23 protein-coding genes and 1 tRNA gene are annotated in these 15,080 nt (G+C 56.7%); 5 read left to right on the forward strand and 19 right to left on the reverse strand.

The annotated features are described in order from the left end of the window. Nucleotides 1-81: 81 nt before the first annotated feature. Nucleotides 82-258, forward strand: coding sequence for a hypothetical protein (locus H8790_RS07280; RefSeq protein WP_187334324.1), 177 nt, complete (start codon nt 82-84; stop codon nt 256-258). An 81-nt stretch (nt 259-339) separates the two neighbouring features. Here H8790_RS07280 and H8790_RS07285 read toward each other — a convergent pair whose 3' ends face one another. From H8790_RS07285 to H8790_RS07305, 5 genes are all read right to left on the reverse strand, one after another. Next, nucleotides 340-1,179 carry a M15 family metallopeptidase gene (locus H8790_RS07285; protein ID WP_243208450.1) on the reverse strand — a complete coding sequence of 280 codons (840 nt, stop codon included), beginning with the start codon at nt 1,177-1,179 and terminating at the stop codon, nt 340-342. 82 nt (nt 1,180-1,261) lie between these two features. Next, nucleotides 1,262-2,035, reverse strand: coding sequence for a hypothetical protein (locus H8790_RS07290; protein ID WP_187331899.1), 774 nt, complete (start codon nt 2,033-2,035; stop codon nt 1,262-1,264). Then, the gene (locus H8790_RS07295; protein ID WP_187331900.1) at nt 2,032-3,438 is read right to left on the reverse strand and encodes a sensor histidine kinase; all 1,407 of its coding nucleotides are present in this window, start codon (nt 3,436-3,438) and stop codon (nt 2,032-2,034) included. The genes H8790_RS07290 and H8790_RS07295 overlap by 4 nt, the downstream gene beginning before the upstream one ends. Nucleotide 3,439: 1 nt before the next feature. After that, on the reverse strand, nt 3,440-4,096 hold the full coding sequence (locus H8790_RS07300) for a response regulator transcription factor (RefSeq protein ID WP_187331901.1): 657 nt from the start codon (nt 4,094-4,096) through the stop codon (nt 3,440-3,442). Between the two features lie 125 nt (nt 4,097-4,221). Then, nucleotides 4,222-4,428: a hypothetical protein gene (locus H8790_RS07305; protein ID WP_187331902.1), complete on the reverse strand. Its 207-nt coding sequence runs from the start codon at nt 4,426-4,428 to the stop codon at nt 4,222-4,224. Nucleotides 4,429-4,476: 48 nt separating this feature from the next. Between H8790_RS07305 and H8790_RS07310 the strand changes: the two genes are divergently transcribed. Together H8790_RS07310 and H8790_RS07315 are read left to right on the forward strand one after the other, a co-directional pair. Next, nucleotides 4,477-4,647: a hypothetical protein gene (locus H8790_RS07310; protein WP_187331903.1), complete on the forward strand. Its 171-nt coding sequence runs from the start codon at nt 4,477-4,479 to the stop codon at nt 4,645-4,647. Between the two features lie 33 nt (nt 4,648-4,680). After that, complete coding sequence (locus tag H8790_RS07315; protein WP_187331904.1) at nt 4,681-4,836, forward strand: hypothetical protein; 156 nt, start codon at nt 4,681-4,683, stop codon at nt 4,834-4,836. Between the two features lie 14 nt (nt 4,837-4,850). On the opposite strand, the gene bsh is transcribed toward H8790_RS07315, so the two are convergent. The 14 genes from bsh to H8790_RS07385 form a co-directional block, all read right to left on the reverse strand. After that, entirely contained in the window at nt 4,851-5,828 is a 978-nt protein-coding gene (gene bsh, locus H8790_RS07320) for a choloylglycine hydrolase (protein WP_187331905.1), read from the reverse strand. A gap of 448 nt (nt 5,829-6,276) precedes the next feature. Next, nucleotides 6,277-6,636, reverse strand: a complete 360-nt coding sequence (locus tag H8790_RS07325) for a sporulation initiation factor Spo0A C-terminal domain-containing protein (protein ID WP_187331906.1) — start codon at nt 6,634-6,636, stop codon at nt 6,277-6,279. After that, a complete protein-coding gene (locus tag H8790_RS07330; RefSeq protein ID WP_187331907.1) occupies nt 6,620-6,889 on the reverse strand; it encodes a helix-turn-helix transcriptional regulator in 270 nt (89 codons plus the stop codon). The genes H8790_RS07325 and H8790_RS07330 overlap by 17 nt, the downstream gene beginning before the upstream one ends. A gap of 293 nt (nt 6,890-7,182) precedes the next feature. Next, nucleotides 7,183-7,476, reverse strand: a complete 294-nt coding sequence (locus H8790_RS07335; protein ID WP_187331908.1) for a helix-turn-helix domain-containing protein — start codon at nt 7,474-7,476, stop codon at nt 7,183-7,185. A gap of 438 nt (nt 7,477-7,914) precedes the next feature. Further along, nucleotides 7,915-8,118, reverse strand: coding sequence for a hypothetical protein (locus tag H8790_RS07340; protein ID WP_187331909.1), 204 nt, complete (start codon nt 8,116-8,118; stop codon nt 7,915-7,917). Then, nucleotides 8,115-8,423 (reverse strand): hypothetical protein, encoded by a 309-nt coding sequence (locus tag H8790_RS07345; RefSeq protein WP_187331910.1) that lies wholly within the window; start codon nt 8,421-8,423, stop codon nt 8,115-8,117. Before H8790_RS07345 ends, H8790_RS07340 begins: the two co-directional genes overlap by 4 nt. A 15-nt stretch (nt 8,424-8,438) precedes the next feature. Beyond that, nucleotides 8,439-8,786: a hypothetical protein gene (locus tag H8790_RS07350; RefSeq protein WP_187331911.1), complete on the reverse strand. Its 348-nt coding sequence runs from the start codon at nt 8,784-8,786 to the stop codon at nt 8,439-8,441. A gap of 15 nt (nt 8,787-8,801) precedes the next feature. Next, nucleotides 8,802-9,266 carry a hypothetical protein gene (locus H8790_RS07355; RefSeq protein ID WP_187331912.1) on the reverse strand — a complete coding sequence of 155 codons (465 nt, stop codon included), beginning with the start codon at nt 9,264-9,266 and terminating at the stop codon, nt 8,802-8,804. Nucleotide 9,267: 1 nt separating this feature from the next. After that, nucleotides 9,268-10,209 (reverse strand): dockerin type I repeat-containing protein, encoded by a 942-nt coding sequence (locus H8790_RS07360; protein ID WP_187331913.1) that lies wholly within the window; start codon nt 10,207-10,209, stop codon nt 9,268-9,270. A 10-nt stretch (nt 10,210-10,219) separates the two neighbouring features. Further along, nucleotides 10,220-10,999, reverse strand: a complete 780-nt coding sequence (locus H8790_RS13780) for a tail fiber protein (protein ID WP_207724180.1) — start codon at nt 10,997-10,999, stop codon at nt 10,220-10,222. Beyond that, a complete protein-coding gene (locus H8790_RS07370) occupies nt 10,992-11,144 on the reverse strand; it encodes a hypothetical protein (RefSeq protein ID WP_187331914.1) in 153 nt (50 codons plus the stop codon). Before H8790_RS07370 ends, H8790_RS13780 begins: the two co-directional genes overlap by 8 nt. Before the next feature lie 339 nt (nt 11,145-11,483). Beyond that, nucleotides 11,484-12,137 carry a CatB-related O-acetyltransferase gene (locus H8790_RS07375; protein WP_187331915.1) on the reverse strand — a complete coding sequence of 218 codons (654 nt, stop codon included), beginning with the start codon at nt 12,135-12,137 and terminating at the stop codon, nt 11,484-11,486. After that, the gene (locus tag H8790_RS07380) at nt 12,134-12,310 is read right to left on the reverse strand and encodes a hypothetical protein (protein WP_187331916.1); all 177 of its coding nucleotides are present in this window, start codon (nt 12,308-12,310) and stop codon (nt 12,134-12,136) included. Before H8790_RS07380 ends, H8790_RS07375 begins: the two co-directional genes overlap by 4 nt. 486 nt (nt 12,311-12,796) lie before the next feature. Further along, a tRNA-Arg gene (locus H8790_RS07385) sits at nt 12,797-12,873 on the reverse strand. Nucleotides 12,874-13,049: 176 nt separating this feature from the next. Between H8790_RS07385 and H8790_RS07390 the strand changes: the two genes are divergently transcribed. Then, a complete protein-coding gene (locus H8790_RS07390; RefSeq protein WP_187331917.1) occupies nt 13,050-13,679 on the forward strand; it encodes a redox-sensing transcriptional repressor Rex in 630 nt (209 codons plus the stop codon). Between the two features lie 14 nt (nt 13,680-13,693). Beyond that, entirely contained in the window at nt 13,694-14,761 is a 1,068-nt protein-coding gene (locus tag H8790_RS07395) for an S-layer homology domain-containing protein (protein WP_187331918.1), read from the forward strand. Nucleotides 14,762-15,080: the final 319 nt, after the last annotated feature.

The raw sequence follows: 15,080 nt of genomic DNA on the forward strand, positions 1-15,080 counted from the left end.
GTGCCGCCTCTTCCTGATTTGGGCGGGATAGTATACATAAAACCATACAGGCGCGGAAGACTATGGGTGAGGTGAGCGAATATGGATCCGATGCGGGACCTTCCCATGGGATTCGGCATGGCCCTGGTGAAAAACCAAAGCGCCATGGAGACCTTCTCCTCCATGACGCCGGAACAGCAGCAGGAGATCATCAGCCGGACCCACTCCGTTCAGTCCAAAGAGGAGATGCAGTCCCTTGTGGATAGCATCGTCCGCTGAGAGACCTTGGTTCAGCGCACACGCCGAGCAAAAGAGGTGCAGGTTCCAATTGGAACCTGCACCTCTTTTTGTTGCCACGATTCAGGAAACATCATCCTGCCCGCTTAAGTACTCCTCCAGGCAGAGGCCCTGTTCCATAATCTCCGCAGCGGCTTCCTTCCCCACATACCGGTAATGCCACGGCTCATAGGAGACGCCGGTCAGGTCGCTCTTGTCCGTGGGGTAGCGGAGGATGAAGCCGTACTCCGCGCAGTGTTCCATCAGCCACTGCTGCACCTCGGTCTGCTCCTGCTGCTCATCCAGCATCTGGTAGGCAACATCCACGATGTCCACCGCAAGGCCCGCCTGATGCTCACTGGTTCCAGGGCGCGCCACCCAGGCGGAGGCCTTTTCCTCCGCCTCCTGCCGGCCGCAGCCCTGCTGGAGGTAGTAGTTCACCTTTCTTTGAAAAAGTTCCTCCTGCTTGTCCCATGTGCGATAGGAGGAGCAGATCAGGGGCTGGAGCCCCGCCGCCCTTGCGTCGTCCATCATCCGCTGGAGGTCGGGATAGATACGGCTGTCCACGCTGTGGCCGTTGCGCAGCTTTGTCATCTCCGGTATCTTATAGTCCTCGTTCAGAAGATGGTCCTTGTTGACCAGCAGCAGCTGCCACTCCTCCGGGTCCTTCTTCTGATCCACCACCGGCGCAATGGCCTGTACCGGTTCCGGGCCGGCGGAGGTCCCGCCCAAGTGGGATCCGCCTTCTATATCCACTTCCGCCGCCAGGGCGCGCCCTAACAGGAGCCCGCTCAAAAACAGCACCGCGCACAGCAGCAGCGTCCTGTAGGAGATGCGCCGACGGCGGCGTGCGCGCCGCGGCGCAACAAAGTACTCCCGATCCGGGATCTCTTCTTCATATCGCATCATTCTATTCTCAGCCATGAATACACTCTCCTTCTTTGGTGTATACCCATAGTACGATATGGAGTCGTCATTTTCGTCACATCTTTGCATCAATTTGGCATCAATTGATTGCTGCGCTCACGCTTGTATCGGTATTGATGGGCCAGCGCTGAACGGCAAAGTCCCCCCGATGGCCCGCAGGCCCAAAGCTTAAGTAGCCGATCCGGGCGGTGAAGAAATAAACCAGTTCCTCCGTGCCGTCCACCGCAAAGAGGGCCGTGTCGCCGCCCTCGCTGATGAGCTCCGTCTCCAGCCCCATGCCAAGGAAATACTGGAGCCCCCTATCAGCCGCCTCGAAGACATAGGAGTCGTATTGTGGAAGGTTGGGCAGGTTGCACTCTGCCTGGAGCACCAACCCGGTCTCCTCATCCAATACACAGAACAGGTAAAGCCCATCCTTCCCATAGGACCAGATACGGATAAAGCTTGCGCTGGCACCATCCTCCATCCTGCGGCACACTTCCCGCACACCATCGATTTCGGAAATCTCGACAGCCTCCTGAGGCAGCAGGTGAACGTTGGAGAGCTGCTCCAGCATACTGTCGGCCAGCTCACGGAGCCAGGCCTCCGTCTCAGCGGAATTTCCCAGCTCCTGCTCCACCGTCCCGATCTCCTCATCCGCCATCTTGCCATAGCTGCTGTAGAGCAGCTCCATCTTCTCTTGTATCGTGGACGGCAAAACGGGCAGGTTCTGGCTGGCGTCCATGGCCTCGGCATGCACCGTGCCCATCAGCTCCCGGTCCCGGAGCCCAGAGGCCCACTCGGGCAGGCAGATGGAGGCCAGCACCGCAATGCCTGAGAGCACAGGCAGCAGCCACCGCTTCCAGTGGGTCATGCCTCCCCGCCCCCTTTCAGGTGGACCCGCACCTGAGTGCCCTGGCCCACTATGCTGCGAAATTCCATGGTCCCGCCGTGGAGCGCCACGATCTTCTGGCACACAGCAAGCCCCAGCCCAGCGCCGCCCTGGGCCCGGGCCCGGGACTTATCCACCATATAAAAAGCCTCGGTGATGCGGCTCAGGTCCTCGGGGGGAATGCCCTTCCCTGTGTCCGTCACCCGGATGCAGTAGCCCCCCTCCTCCTCAAGGCCCTCCAACAGGATGAGGCCGGGGCCGGAGATGGCCTTGCGGGCGTTGTCCAGCAGGTTGAGGCAGACCGTCTCCATCAAATCCGGCTCAATGGGCACAAGGGCGGCCTGGGCGCGGAGGCGCAGCCGGATGCCCTGCTTTTCCAGGGCCGGCCGCAGCACGCCGCCCACACGCTCCAAAAAAGAGTCCATGGCCGCCGCCCGGAGGACAAAGTCCTGCTTTTCCAGCACGATCAGGTCCATCAGCTTCCGGGACAGCGCCTCCATCCGCCGCCCCTCGTTGAAGATATAGCTGGCGCTCTGGCGGACCTGCTCCGGCGAGGCCGGGCGGGAGCGCAGCAGGTCCGCATAGCCGATGATGGAGGTCAGAGGCGTCTTTGTCTCGTGGGCAAAGCTGTTGAGGAAGTCCTCCTGCCGCCGGGCCGCCGCCTTCAGTTCCTCCACCTGGGCCTCCAGACGGGCCGCCATCACGTTGAAGTCCGTGGAGAGCTGAGCGAGCTCGTCGTCGCCCTTCACGGCCACCCGTTCGGAAAGCTCCCCCGCCGCCATCCGCTTAGTGGCCGCCGACAGCCGCCCAAGAGGGCGCAGCATCACCACGGATACCGACAGTGAGACCAGCCCCACTGCCGCCACAAGGCCCAGCATCAGGTAGAAAAAGGTCCTGTACTGCTCCTCCCGTGTGAGAAACAGTTCTCCCACCTTCCGGCAGTTCTCCAGGTAGAGCGTGCCGCCGCCGATGGCCATGGGGCTTGCCGCATGGATATAATAACTGCCCCAGCCCCGCCTCAGCTCCCAGCCCCGCTGGCCCTCCTCCAGCGTAGCGGTCATGGCGGAGTCCATGGGCAGCGTCCCGCTGCCGGCCAGCTGGTTCCCATCCTGGTCGCTGAGGCGAAAGGCCACGGTCCCCCGGGAGGTGGTGATGGTCAGCCGTGAGGCGGCCGTGGCCACGTCCTCCTTGGTGACGGAGGGAAAGTACAAATCCATCTCCCGCCCCAAGGTGTAGCGCAGCAGATCGTTTTCCTCATATACCGCCGTCACCTCCCGCTCCAAAGAGGAGCGGAAGAAGGAGTCGATGAGGAAATAGCTGCCTAAGCTGAACGCCAGGACGGTGATGAGCACCGTGGAGCAAAAGAGTTTCCAAAAGAGCCGCATGTCACACCTCCAGCCGATACCCCACTTTGTATACTGCCACCAGCCGGTCCTCCAGCCCTAACTTCCGCCGCAGCCGCTGGATGTGCAGGTCCACCGTGCGGCTGTCCCCCAAATATTCCTCGCCCCAGACCCGCTCGTAAATCCGGTCCCGGTAGAGGGCCACGTTCCGGTTCTGGCAGAAGAGCAGCAGCAAGTCATATTCCTTTACAGTGAGTGCCACCGGGGCCCCATTCTTTCTCACCACCCGGGAGGCGGTGTCGATCTCTATGTCCGGCATCAGGGAGATCACCCGCCCGCTCTTGCCGCAGCGGCGCAGCACCGTCTCCACCCGGGCCAGCAGCTCCATCAGCTCAAAGGGCTTGGTGATGTAGTCCTCCGCCCCCATGCGCAGGCCCTTCACCCGGTCCTGGAGCTCGCCCTTGGCGGTTAGAAAAATGACCGGCACGTCTAACTCCTGGCAATATTCCAGCAGCTCATATCCATTCACCCGGGGCAGCATGATGTCCAGCAGCACCAGGTCAAACATCTCTTTTTCCAGCAGGTCCGCCGCCCTGTCCCCGTCAGGCGCCCACGAGCAGGAGTACCCCGCCTCCTCCAGCGCCGTGCGCACCAGATTGGCAATGGGGGCCTCGTCCTCCGCAATCAGGATTCTATTCAACGCACTCACCTCTTTCTTTACAGTTTGCGTCAAGGTTCCATCATTTTTGTATCATTTCTCTACTTTACCACACCCGGCCTCAAAAGAAAAATCCTCCCGCGCTTTTTCCGCAGGAGGATTTTCCCTCACGATTCACTTTTTGGCTCCCCAAACTCCAGGAAGGCCGCCTCCGCCTGCTGCTGGGCCCGGATGAGCAGCGCCTTTGCCCCGGCGATGTTCCGCTGATCCAATGCCTGAATGGCGTCTGTGACGTCATGGAAGAGCACCATATACGGCTTTCGATATTCGTTATCCAGCACGTTCCTGACCGCGGCAATAATGATGCATTGCAATTGCAATAATCCGTCCGCCAGCGGGAAAAGATAAGCAAGGGTGATTCCATGAAATATCAGGACCCAAGCATGGAGGAGTACTTCAACTCCCTGCCCTTGCAGGTGCGCTCCTTCATCAACCGATCGGGCGCCGACATCTGCTCCCCGGGTGAGCTGACCATGATCGGCGAGCATCTCAAGCACAGCCTCAGCACCGAGGAACCGGACTCCAAAAAATAGCCGCTTCCCGTACCATGAACAGAGGTGATCTGAATGTCCTATGTCAATCCGGTGCTCCGGCCTAAGCTGGAGTCACTGTCCATTGATCTCAAAAACGAAATCCTCTCCCGCGACGTCCATCTGAACAATCTCCATGATCTTATTGCGGTTCTGGAGCAGATCGTGGAGGAAGCAGAAGCCGCCCCATAACGGGGCGGCCTCTTTTAATTTTCAAAGCGGATCCGCTGCTCCGTCACCAGGGGGAATTCCCTCAGCTCCCCGCCGTCCAGTTCCTCCCGGAAAAGCCCCACCGCCGTGATCTGGCTGTTTTCATAGGTTTTGTAGTAATAGACCCCCGTCCTTCCGTTGATGCAGCAGGCATAGGTGGTGATGTCCTGCTCGCCGCCCTTTGTCACCACGCTCCCCCGCACCATGGAGACGGCGTCCAGCACATGGAAAAACTGGGAGACAGACGCTTGCTCCCCATCCCCGCAGACCGAATTCAGCTTGTGGAACGCGGCTTTCACAAACCGGGAGGTGGAGGATGAGTCCCCGGGCAGGCCGATGCCGCCCATCCCCTCACCGAACTGGTTCAGGTTGAGCTGGGTTGCAAAGCGGTTTTCCGGGGCATGGGGCGTCAGGTGCATATAGCGGTTGAGATTGGTCAGGTGGAACTCAAACGTGGGGTTGTTGGTCAGCACGCCCACCGGATTGTCATAAATCCTCATCCCGCCCTCCAGGGGCTCCGCCACAAAAGAGCCATCGGCGTCCGCGACGTGCCAGTGGAGCGGGGACAGCGGCAGCTCTTCTGCGATGGGAATTCCAATGGGGTTGACCCGGCCAAGGAGCTCCTTTGCCTGCGCGGCGGTTTCGCATCGGCCCAGAATCCACGGGATCAGCTCGGGCGGGGACACGTCGGTTTTCCCCGGCTGGCTGGACTCCGGATAGCAGGCATTGCCGGGAAAGTTCAGACCCGCCATGTAAAGCCCCTTCTCGTTGACGGCTTCGGCGTAGAGGGGATAGTTATTCCAGACGCTTGCCATGCCGATCATGGCATAGTGGTGGTCCAGCGGCCGCTGCCGGAGAAACCGGAAGCCATAATTCCGGGGAGTGATGACGACCCGCTCCCCGAATGAACACGTCAAATCAAGGGTGCGTCCAAAATAGCAGTCCGCTGTCTGTAAAGTGATGCTGGTGCACATGGCGCTTCCTCCTGTTTGTAAAAATTTGACCCACTGGTAGTCTCTCTTCTTTCCATGATATCATTCCCGGCGTAAAATGCGCATCGCAAGTGACGGACCGGCTCTATGGCGGCGCTCCAACGTCTGCCGTCTCAGGAGATCTGATTCGCTCCGTTTAAATAACATCACAAGCTCTGCCGCATGGTAAACCCATTTGGCGTCAATGCCACTGTCCCGGATCTCCAATCATCCGGTAATTCTCCGTATTGCACCTGTATCGTCCAGTCGGATTATTTCTCCTCAAAGCGCTCCGGTACCTGGACGCGTTCCCCTGCAGCCAGGCTTAAGGGAGTTGGAGGTTTCCGCGCAACCGTTATACAAAGATGAATAAAAGGACGCAGGTTGTTAATGCCTGCGTCCTTTTATCATAGGTCATGAAGCCTGCACGTGGCTGCCCAAAATATTCTTTCTACGCAACGGGAGAAAGGGAAAAGTAGCCGGCCACAACGGCAAGGAACTGGGCATTGCGGGGCTTGGGCGGCAGCGGCACCCCAAAGAGCTCCGGCAGCAGCGGCGACCTGTGGTTCCATATGAGGGTCACCGCGGCCCGGATGTTCCGCTCCACCGCCTGCCACGTCGTCCCGTAGTGCTTTGCCACCTCCGGGTACAGCCATTTTGTCACAAGCGCCAGCCTCTGCGGGTTCTCCACCGACAGGAAAATCGCATAGGAGATCCGGAAGAAGCCGGTGTAGTTCGCCGTCAATCCAAGGCGGTACAGCAGATCGTATATATCCGAGAGCAGCTTTTCCCCGTCATGCCACGTCTCCATGCTCTTCCTCCTCTTGCACAAGCTTCTTGAATGCGCGCAAAAGACTCAATACCAGCTCCTCCGGGATTGAGATCAGGAAAAAGATCACGGAGAGGGCCGAGAAGCTGTACTTGCCATGCTCCTGGTCAATGTAGGACCGGGGCGAGATGTGCAGCAGTTCCGCCATCCGTTCCTGGCTGTATCCCTTCTCCTTGCGGTAGGTATAGATCGAGTTGCGGAGAAATACCTGAAGCAGTGTTTTATATTGACGCATCAGCAAAACCTCCCCAATTCGACAGAATATAGGAAAATTTTACCTAACGCCGGCTCACGCCGCTATGAGGTATGCCTCAGTCAACAGCCTAATATGTACGTTTTTCCTCCCGCAATTCCGTGGGGCAGTCTGTCAATGGCTGTTCCTGAAGCCCACCTGATTTCCTCCGGGCAGCACTGGTTCATTCCCATCCCAATAGTTGACATATGACCTCTCTTTCTTTCACCTGCACCCCTTCCCGCATCTTGCAGCCGCGTGGATAACATGGCATCCCCCCTCTTGTTCACACAAGATCAATAGGCGTCGGGCCGCTCGCCGGCCTGGCCCACCCACTGTTCCTCCCCTTCTTCCACATTGAGAAGCCACGCCACATCCACCTTCAGGATTTCCGCCATCGTGCGCAGCTCATAATCCGCTACAATCCGGTCCCCAATCTCCATCCTGCTGATGGTATCCCGCTCAAGGACCACCCCTCGGACCTGCAGCTGGGCCGCCAGCTCTGTCTGCGACAGTTTCAGCGCCCTTCTTGCCTGGCGGATGCGGGACCCCGACACATTTTTCATCCCGTGATATGCAAATATTTTCACTTTTTTTCTCTCTTTCTGTGGTAATATCCTGCATTTTTTTGACAGTACCACAGATTTTTCGCAAAATTGTGCGAATATTCTGCAAACAGAAAGTTATTTTTCAAAAATGGGAAAAATGCTCTTTTTCCGCTCCTCAAATGTTCATGACAATGGGAAAGCCCCTGGAGAGAGTACTCTCTCCAGGGGCCTTCAAAATAGTACACCATAACTAAATATGTTCTCAGTAAAACGCCATTTGCCGCGCACTCATTGCGCCGCAGCTGGCCGTCTGACCGGAAGGGTCACACCAGCCCGGGCGCAGCACCATTGCACGAACACCATGCACCAAGGGGTACGCGCTGCCGGACACCTCTTTGTCATAGTACCAGTGTATTTGACCCTGTTGGAATTGGCTGGGGACTCTTTATTTCCACCTCTCCCCGGGCAACGGTGAGCAAGTTATTGACGATCGCCATTGCCGCTCCCCTCTTTCCTGGCCTGGGTTCCGAAATAAAATGCGATCACCACCGTGAAAATGGTCATGAAATCCTGATTCACCCCGCCGCGCAGGGCAAGGACGCAGAACACCGCGGTCAGTGCCAGTGTGACCAGGCTCTTGATGCTCAGCAGGTTTGCCAGCTTCCTGAGCAGGGCCTCTTTCATCTCTCCAGCACCTTCTCAAATGCCTCCCGGTCACCCTGCTCAAAGGCCTTACAGAGGCTATGATAGGGCGCGTCGGTGGAAAAGTCGGTGATGTACTTGTTCAGCTCCTCCAGGGCGGCCTTCTGGGCCTCGCCGTCCATGGCCTCCCACTCCTTCTTCAGGGCGGCGTAGTCCAGACCGGCGCCGCTGTTTACCGCCCTGCCCTGGGAGATGTTGTTGACCAGCATCCTCCTGGCAACCCCCAAATCCTCGTTGTTGGCCTTGGCGATCTCAAAGATGTTCCATGCGTACTGTTTCAGATTCATACTATTTTCTCCTTTTTAAATTTTATAAGGCAGCTCGTCCACTTGGGCAATGAGCTTGTCCAGGTCCCCGTTGCCGCCCACCGCGTGATACTTCTCGTGCATGATGTGGAGCCTGCGCAGGTCTTCCACATCCACGCACCCATCCTTTATGTAGCACTTGCTGAGGTACTGGATGCGGTCCAACATCGTGACCATCATGCAGTCCGCAATGGCCTCGATGCGCTTCTCCATCTCCGTCTTCCGTGCCTGCCCATCGTCCTGCCGCTTTGCCCGGCGCTGGAGGGCAAACTGGAGAAGGCCGTCCAACAGCTTAATCATCGCCGCCCCCGCGGCGCCGGATAAAAGCAAGATCAAGGTCTCCATCCAATTGTCTCTCCTTTAAATGATGGAATAGATGGGAAAATCCAGTATCCTGTATTCAACCGTGCCGTTTCCCACCGTACAGTCCAATGTTACATAGCCTATGCCGCTACGGTATCCCACAACATGTATGGGTGAGTTTGGCGTGGCGCCGGGGAAGGAAACCATGATTGTACATTCGTTCTCCGGCCGTGTCTGAAAGCTTGCCCCAGACAGTGTACCGTCAATGACCATTGCGTCGCTGGCATAATCACTGCCCAGTATCTCTTCTAATCGGGTCGGCAAAGCCGCCCTGGCAGCCCAGTATTCACACGGAAGAGAAAGCGCCGGCTCACAGGGCAATGTTTCCCCATTCACGTCGATTGCGCTTTCTATCCGGAGCACATGCCCTTTTAAACTCGAGAAATACCCAAAGATTTGATCGGAGAACGGGGCCGCATCACTCCCACCCCCGCCCACTAAGATCGGGTTAAAAATAGGCATCTCACTGCACCTCCTGGATAAGTATGTTGTAGGTCAAATCCTCAGTTGGGACCGTTGTGCAGGTAAAGGTCAGGCTGTTCTCTCCCTGACCCGTGCACCTCACTCCAGCTTTTCCTGCCGCCTCCCAGCTTGCCGGACCGGGCGTCGGCGTCACCGCGTTGCTGACGCTCACGCCGGGCGCCGCCACACTCTGGGTCTTTGCAGCTGCATCCCACTCCGCGGCTGTCAGCTTAACTGTTTCCGATTTTGGCGAGGGCATGACCGTAAGGAGCTCCGTCGGCCCATTGGCCGCCGTGCCGCCTCTGCAAATCGAAAGCTGTGCCGTGAGGTCCTCCAGCGGAGGAACCATGCAGTAAATCCGGATTCCGCCGTCCATTGCCTCCACGGTGCCCGCAAAGCTGGTTTTCCCCAGAATTGACAGCGCAATCTTTGACGCCGCCGTGACGCCCTCCACCGCGATTTCCTTGGTGAAGAGGTAGGTCAGCCCATCCGGGAAATCGCTTCTGACTGTCCAGACGCCAAGGACATCTCTCACATTTGTAGCATCCCTGACCCCGTTTTTAAGAGTCATTAATTTACTCAAATCTGAGCTGTTTATTTTTCCGCTGCTGACAATATCCGCCGCCAGGAGCGAAAGGCGCTCTTCTTCTGTGGAATACTCGTTTATATTTCGGTTGAAATATGTTCTAAGAACCGCGACATCGGTATCGTCGATCTTCCCATCCCCATTCACATCCCCCGCGACCCGTCCGGCGGGGATCGTGAGCAGGACGGGCTTGGCCGCGTCCATATGGTCAGATACATCCAACAGCTTTGTGTCTATTTCCACCTCTGTATAATAGCGGTCGTCGTGGCTGTGGCCGACCGCCGCCTTGCCCGCCGCCAGGGCCTGGATTTTACCCCATAAATGCCGCAGCCCGGCGCTGTCCAAATAATTTGCCATACCGCACCCCCTAACCGGCCACGATGGTGTCGATCTCCGCGTTGGAGATCACGTCCGTGATCTGGAGATAGCCGCTCAGGTCCACGGTGCCCGAGAGCACATCCCACTCGCTGCCGTTCCAGGCCACGTTGTCCCCGGCCTTCACGCCGTGGGCGCTGTCCGCGGCCGTGATGTTCCACACATCGCCCACCTTGTTCCCCGTGGCGGGCAGCTCCGCGTAGGCGGCCTTGGTGCCCTTGTAGTGGAGCGCGCCGGAGACCAGGCCGTCCACCTGGGCCTTGGTGTATGCGTCCGTGATCCCATAGCCGGCCAGCGTGGTGGCGGGGCTCTGTTTGGAGGCCGCCAGGTCGTAGGCCGCCTTGACGGCGCTGGGCGTGGCCGCCTTGGTGCTACTGGCATCACTGGTGCTGGCGGAGAGCATCACGCCGCCCTTGACCGTGGTGCTGGCGTCGGGCAGGACGTAGAGGTTGGCTCCCGCCGCGATGCCCGCCAGCTTCTCCTTCTCCGCCGTGGTGTAGTCGTTGGCGCTTAACCCCTTCCCGGCAACCTTGTCCACCTTGCTGGCGTCGCTGGGATGCACGTGGTCGCCCCGGGCAAAGGCAAGCTCTGAGCCCACGGCGGCCGTTCCGTCCATCTTCGGCGTGGTGGTGCTGGCCGCCGCGCCTTCCGGGATGTCGGATGCGGTGAGAAAGCCGCTGTCGTTCATAAGGTCGCTGGTACGCTTGGGGATGACCGCCCTGATCTTGCTCCAGAAGTACAGCAGGCCGTTGTCGTCCAAAAATTTAGCCATTGAAAAATCCTCCCAATATCATTTCGATGTCCGCGTTGGTCATAGGTTCCACACTTTTCCCAGCCAGCTCCGCCTCCAGGCCGGAGATGGCGCCGATGGGGTGCTGGTCCGGCTTGTCCCGGTTTTGCAGCACGCTGTGGTTCAACGTCCCTCCTCCATTTGGAGCGCCAATATTGGCCTGCAATGCATTCTTTGGTGCAATGGGGGTCCGGAAAGCTGCGTGGGCCGGATGGATACCTGCAAATTGAAACGGCAGGATATGGACACGGAGGGCGTTTATGGGCATATGATGATGGGGTCTTGAAAAAGCAGCTGCTTATAACAGGATATGTGTGCATCGAAAAAGGAAACCCTTGGAGCATAGAGCTCCAAGGGTTTCCTTATGGAATATCACTACAATCTGGATATTGTGGAATAGCGGAAGGTGTGCCTTTTACCAAATCAGGCGATTTCATCGGCCAGACGAACAGGAAGTTGCCGATACCTATATGAGTTTCTCCGCCAATGATTGCTTTAGTTTTATCAGGTCAGGATTGCACAGCAATGGAAGAATATCCACCAACTGTTCCGGGGCAAAATCCCACCATCGCAAACGGAGAAGGAGGTCTTTTAGTTCGTCATCAAAACGGTCTTTGATAAACTTTGCAGGATTGCCGCCGTAAACCGTGTAAGGGGGAACATTCTTGACTACAACGGAATAAGCGGCAATGATTGCCCCGTCACCGATTTTCACACCGGGCATAATTATGCTCTCTTGCCCAATCCAGACATCGTTTCCGATAATTGTATCGCCCTTGTGAGGAAGCTGTTCCATGTGCGGCAGCGTATTTTCACTCCATGCGCCACCGAACACATGAAATGGATAGGTTGTTGCACTACTAATTCGATGATTTGCCGCTCCCATAATGAACTTGGTTCCGGAAGCAATCTGACAGAACTTGCCGATGATAAGTTTATCACCAAACTCAGGGTAGTTGAATAGCACATTGTTCTTTTCAAAACCTGTGGGGTCAACCGCATCATCATAATAGCTATAATCTCCAACCGTAATATTGGTGGCTGTGATTATATTCTTGATAAAGCATGAGGTTTTGTATTCGTTTGGGAAGATCGTATTAGGGTCTGGAATGTGAGTCATGTTCTTAAAATCCTTTCTTGTTTTATATCACATCCTTTCTCAGGCATATTCTTATGGCAACCGCCCGTTTCTTTCGTATTGCTTTCATCGTGGGATACCTCTCCAAATTCAAATTTGTCGTTGCCGGTGTACCATGGGCCCGCCACCACTCCAGACTGGTCGGTGTAATCCATCAGCAGGTGCTCCGCAGTGTCTTCGACGCAAATGCATCGCAGAAGCAAAGATGCTCCCCGTCCATCCCGATCAGCAGATCGCAGCCGGGTTTGCTCTTGATCGTGTGCCTGTCCCAGCACATACAGCTACAAAACCTTGACCAAGATTCATACCGGCCTCTTTTTCTTGCCCACATTATAGCATGTTGATCTCCGTCCTTTCTAAAATAAAAGCGCCCGTTTTGTGGACTGTTACCAGTCTTGAAAACGGGCGCTTTCATTTTGTGCAATTTTTACTGGTGTGGCGGCGCGCTTTTTCTCGCCATTGAAAAAGGGCACTGTGAAATTTGGGGGGTAATTCTCCGGAAACGGGAGTTCGAATCATCACAGCCCCTCAAGCTGCCTCAAAATCTATTGGAAAAAGCCTCAATTTAGGATAAGAAAAAAGCCACAACCGCCTGGCGCCGTAGGCATTCAACCTACGATATCCAGATTGTCGTGACTTTTTGGTACGCCCGACTGGATTCGAACCAGCGGCCTTTAGAGTCGGAGTCTAACGCTCTATCCAACTGAGCTACGGGCGCGCATCTTTGTTAAGGATAACACATAAAACCAAATCTGTAAAGAAAAATTTTTCAAAAAAAGATTGTTAAAAAAATTGACAAACTCGCTCCTTTTGCGATACACTAAATACGGAAATTTACTTTATTATAATGTTGTCAATTGTGTGTATCTTTTTACCAGTGGTAGGAGTAATCATATGAAAAAGCAGAACATTTCCGACGCCGTGATTCGGCGCCTTCCCAGATACTACAGGCACCTGAATGATCTGTGCAACAAAGGCGTCATTCGCATCTCCTCACATTCCCTGGGGGTAAAGATGGGTATCACTGCCTCTCAGATCCGGCAGGATTTCAGCTGCTTTGGTGAGTTCGGCCAGCAGGGATACGGTTACAATGTGGAGGAATTGCGCTCTGAAATCGGGCACATCCTGGGGGTGGATCAGAGCCACCACCTGATTATGATCGGTGTGGGCAACTTGGGTCACGCCCTGCTCCAGAATTTTCGCTTCTCCCAGTGCGGCTTTGCCGTGGATGCGGCCTTTGACATTGCTCCATCCATCATCGGGACAGACATCAACGGCGTACATATCTACCATATGGACGAGTTGGAGGACTATATCCGCACCCACAAGGTGGATGTGGTCTCTCTCACTGTGCCCAAATCCATTGCCCAGGATTTGGCGGACCGCCTGACGGACCTCGGCATCCGCGGGTTCTGGAACTTTACCAACCTGGAGCTTGTCTCCTCCAACCCGGAGGTCAAAATCGAGAACATCCACTTTTCTGACAGTTTGCTGACGCTCAGCTACCGGATTGTCAATCCGTAAACGGAAGGAGCCCTATGAAAAAAAGAGCACTGGCGCCCATCGCCTTTCTGGCTGCGGCCTGCTGCATCCTGGCAGCGCTGGCCAGCGGCGGAGACAGCTCCGACCCGCTGGTCTCCCTCTCCTACCTCAACGGCACCTTCACTGACAAGGTCAACAGCGCAGTGGATGCCCGGCTGAATGCGTCCGGCCAGGGGAGTGCCGGTACCTATGCTTCCTCCACACAGGAAATCCGCCTGAAGGAAGGGGATGTGCTGTGCGGCAGCACCGGCACGGACTGCATGCTGTTGGCCGGCTCAATGAAGGTCACCTTCCCATCCGGCGCCGTGGTGGACATCACCGCCGGCAAAGAGATGCCCAGCGGCACGGCGTTGACGGCCAACCACAGGTATTTGGTGGCGGAGGATACGGCGGCTTCCTTTACCGTCACCTCAAAGACCGCGGTGCTGCACTATGAGGGGCCCTACCGGTTCACCCTTTCCGACTCCGTGGATTACAATGCCATTGCCTCGGCATTAAAAACCCTTCATCTATTTAAGGGCAGCTACACCGGCTATGGTTCCGGCTTTGACCTGGAGATGGCGCCCACCCGCATCCAGGCCCTCATCATGTTCATCCGTGTTTTAGGCGAGGAAGAGGCGGCCCTATCTTATACCGGCCCCATCCCCTTCACCGACATCGCCAGGGGCTCCCTGTCGGAGCACTATGTCTCCTACGCCTACTCCAAGGGCTATACCAACGGCTTCACTGCCACGCTCTTTCAGCCCGACCAGGCCATCTCCGCCAATCAGTACATGGAGTTTTTGCTGCGCGCCCTGGGCTACAGCTCCTCTGCCAACACAGACCTCTCGGCTACAATGGCCACGGCCCGCAGCGCCGGTGTCCTCACCGATGCCGAGGTGTCCATGCTCCAGTCGGGCACATTTCTCCGGGCACAGCTGGTGTATGTCTCCTATTACGCCCTGGACGCCTCTTTGAGCGACGGCTCCGGGACCTTGGAGCAGAAGCTGATGGACAGCGGCGTCTTTACCTCCGATGAACTGCTCTCCGCCAGGGCCATGATCACCGGCGGCCGAATTTTTTAGGCCGCTGTGCACCCTTTCCCCACGACAGCATACTATGAACTGTGACCGGTTCACCGGCCAACATTTCATAGGAGGTTCCCGGTATGTGTAATCAGGGCTTCTTTGGCGGCGGCAACAGCTGCTGCTGGATCATCATTCTGTTGATCATCGTTTGCTGCTGCTGTGGCGGCGGTAACAGCTGGGGTGGCTGTGGCTGTGGTTGTAACAGCGGCTGTGGCTGCAACAGTGGTTGTGGCTGCAACAGCGGGTCTGCCTGCTGCTAAGGGCATTTCACTTTCATAAAGGGCTCCCGCGCCGCAAGGCGCGGGAGCTTTGCTGT

Source organism: Oscillibacter hominis (assembly GCF_014334055.1).
GTDB classification, from domain to species: Bacteria; Bacillota; Clostridia; order Oscillospirales; family Oscillospiraceae; genus Oscillibacter; species Oscillibacter hominis.

Bases quoted from the DNA above. Each gene is read 5' to 3' on its own strand.
- H8790_RS07280 (WP_187334324.1), top strand. From the start codon at position 82: ATGGATCCGATGCGGGACCTTCCCATGGGATTCGGCATGGCCCTGGTG.
- H8790_RS07285 (WP_243208450.1), bottom strand. From the start codon at position 1,179: ATGGCTGAGAATAGAATGATGCGATATGAAGAAGAGATCCCGGATCGG.
- H8790_RS07290 (WP_187331899.1), bottom strand. From the start codon at position 2,035: ATGACCCACTGGAAGCGGTGGCTGCTGCCTGTGCTCTCAGGCATTGCG.
- H8790_RS07295 (WP_187331900.1), bottom strand. From the start codon at position 3,438: ATGCGGCTCTTTTGGAAACTCTTTTGCTCCACGGTGCTCATCACCGTC.
- H8790_RS07310 (WP_187331903.1), top strand. From the start codon at position 4,477: ATGAAATATCAGGACCCAAGCATGGAGGAGTACTTCAACTCCCTGCCC.
- H8790_RS07315 (WP_187331904.1), top strand. From the start codon at position 4,681: ATGTCCTATGTCAATCCGGTGCTCCGGCCTAAGCTGGAGTCACTGTCC.
- bsh (WP_187331905.1), bottom strand. From the start codon at position 5,828: ATGTGCACCAGCATCACTTTACAGACAGCGGACTGCTATTTTGGACGC.
- H8790_RS07325 (WP_187331906.1), bottom strand. From the start codon at position 6,636: ATGGAGACGTGGCATGACGGGGAAAAGCTGCTCTCGGATATATACGAT.
- H8790_RS07330 (WP_187331907.1), bottom strand. From the start codon at position 6,889: ATGCGTCAATATAAAACACTGCTTCAGGTATTTCTCCGCAACTCGATC.
- H8790_RS07340 (WP_187331909.1), bottom strand. From the start codon at position 8,118: ATGAAAGAGGCCCTGCTCAGGAAGCTGGCAAACCTGCTGAGCATCAAG.
- H8790_RS07345 (WP_187331910.1), bottom strand. From the start codon at position 8,423: ATGAATCTGAAACAGTACGCATGGAACATCTTTGAGATCGCCAAGGCC.
- H8790_RS07350 (WP_187331911.1), bottom strand. From the start codon at position 8,786: ATGGAGACCTTGATCTTGCTTTTATCCGGCGCCGCGGGGGCGGCGATG.
- H8790_RS07355 (WP_187331912.1), bottom strand. From the start codon at position 9,266: ATGCCTATTTTTAACCCGATCTTAGTGGGCGGGGGTGGGAGTGATGCG.
- H8790_RS07360 (WP_187331913.1), bottom strand. From the start codon at position 10,209: ATGGCAAATTATTTGGACAGCGCCGGGCTGCGGCATTTATGGGGTAAA.
- H8790_RS13780 (WP_207724180.1), bottom strand. From the start codon at position 10,999: ATGGCTAAATTTTTGGACGACAACGGCCTGCTGTACTTCTGGAGCAAG.
- H8790_RS07375 (WP_187331915.1), bottom strand. From the start codon at position 12,137: ATGACTCACATTCCAGACCCTAATACGATCTTCCCAAACGAATACAAA.
- H8790_RS07380 (WP_187331916.1), bottom strand. From the start codon at position 12,310: ATGGATTACACCGACCAGTCTGGAGTGGTGGCGGGCCCATGGTACACC.
- H8790_RS07390 (WP_187331917.1), top strand. From the start codon at position 13,050: ATGAAAAAGCAGAACATTTCCGACGCCGTGATTCGGCGCCTTCCCAGA.
- H8790_RS07395 (WP_187331918.1), top strand. From the start codon at position 13,694: ATGAAAAAAAGAGCACTGGCGCCCATCGCCTTTCTGGCTGCGGCCTGC.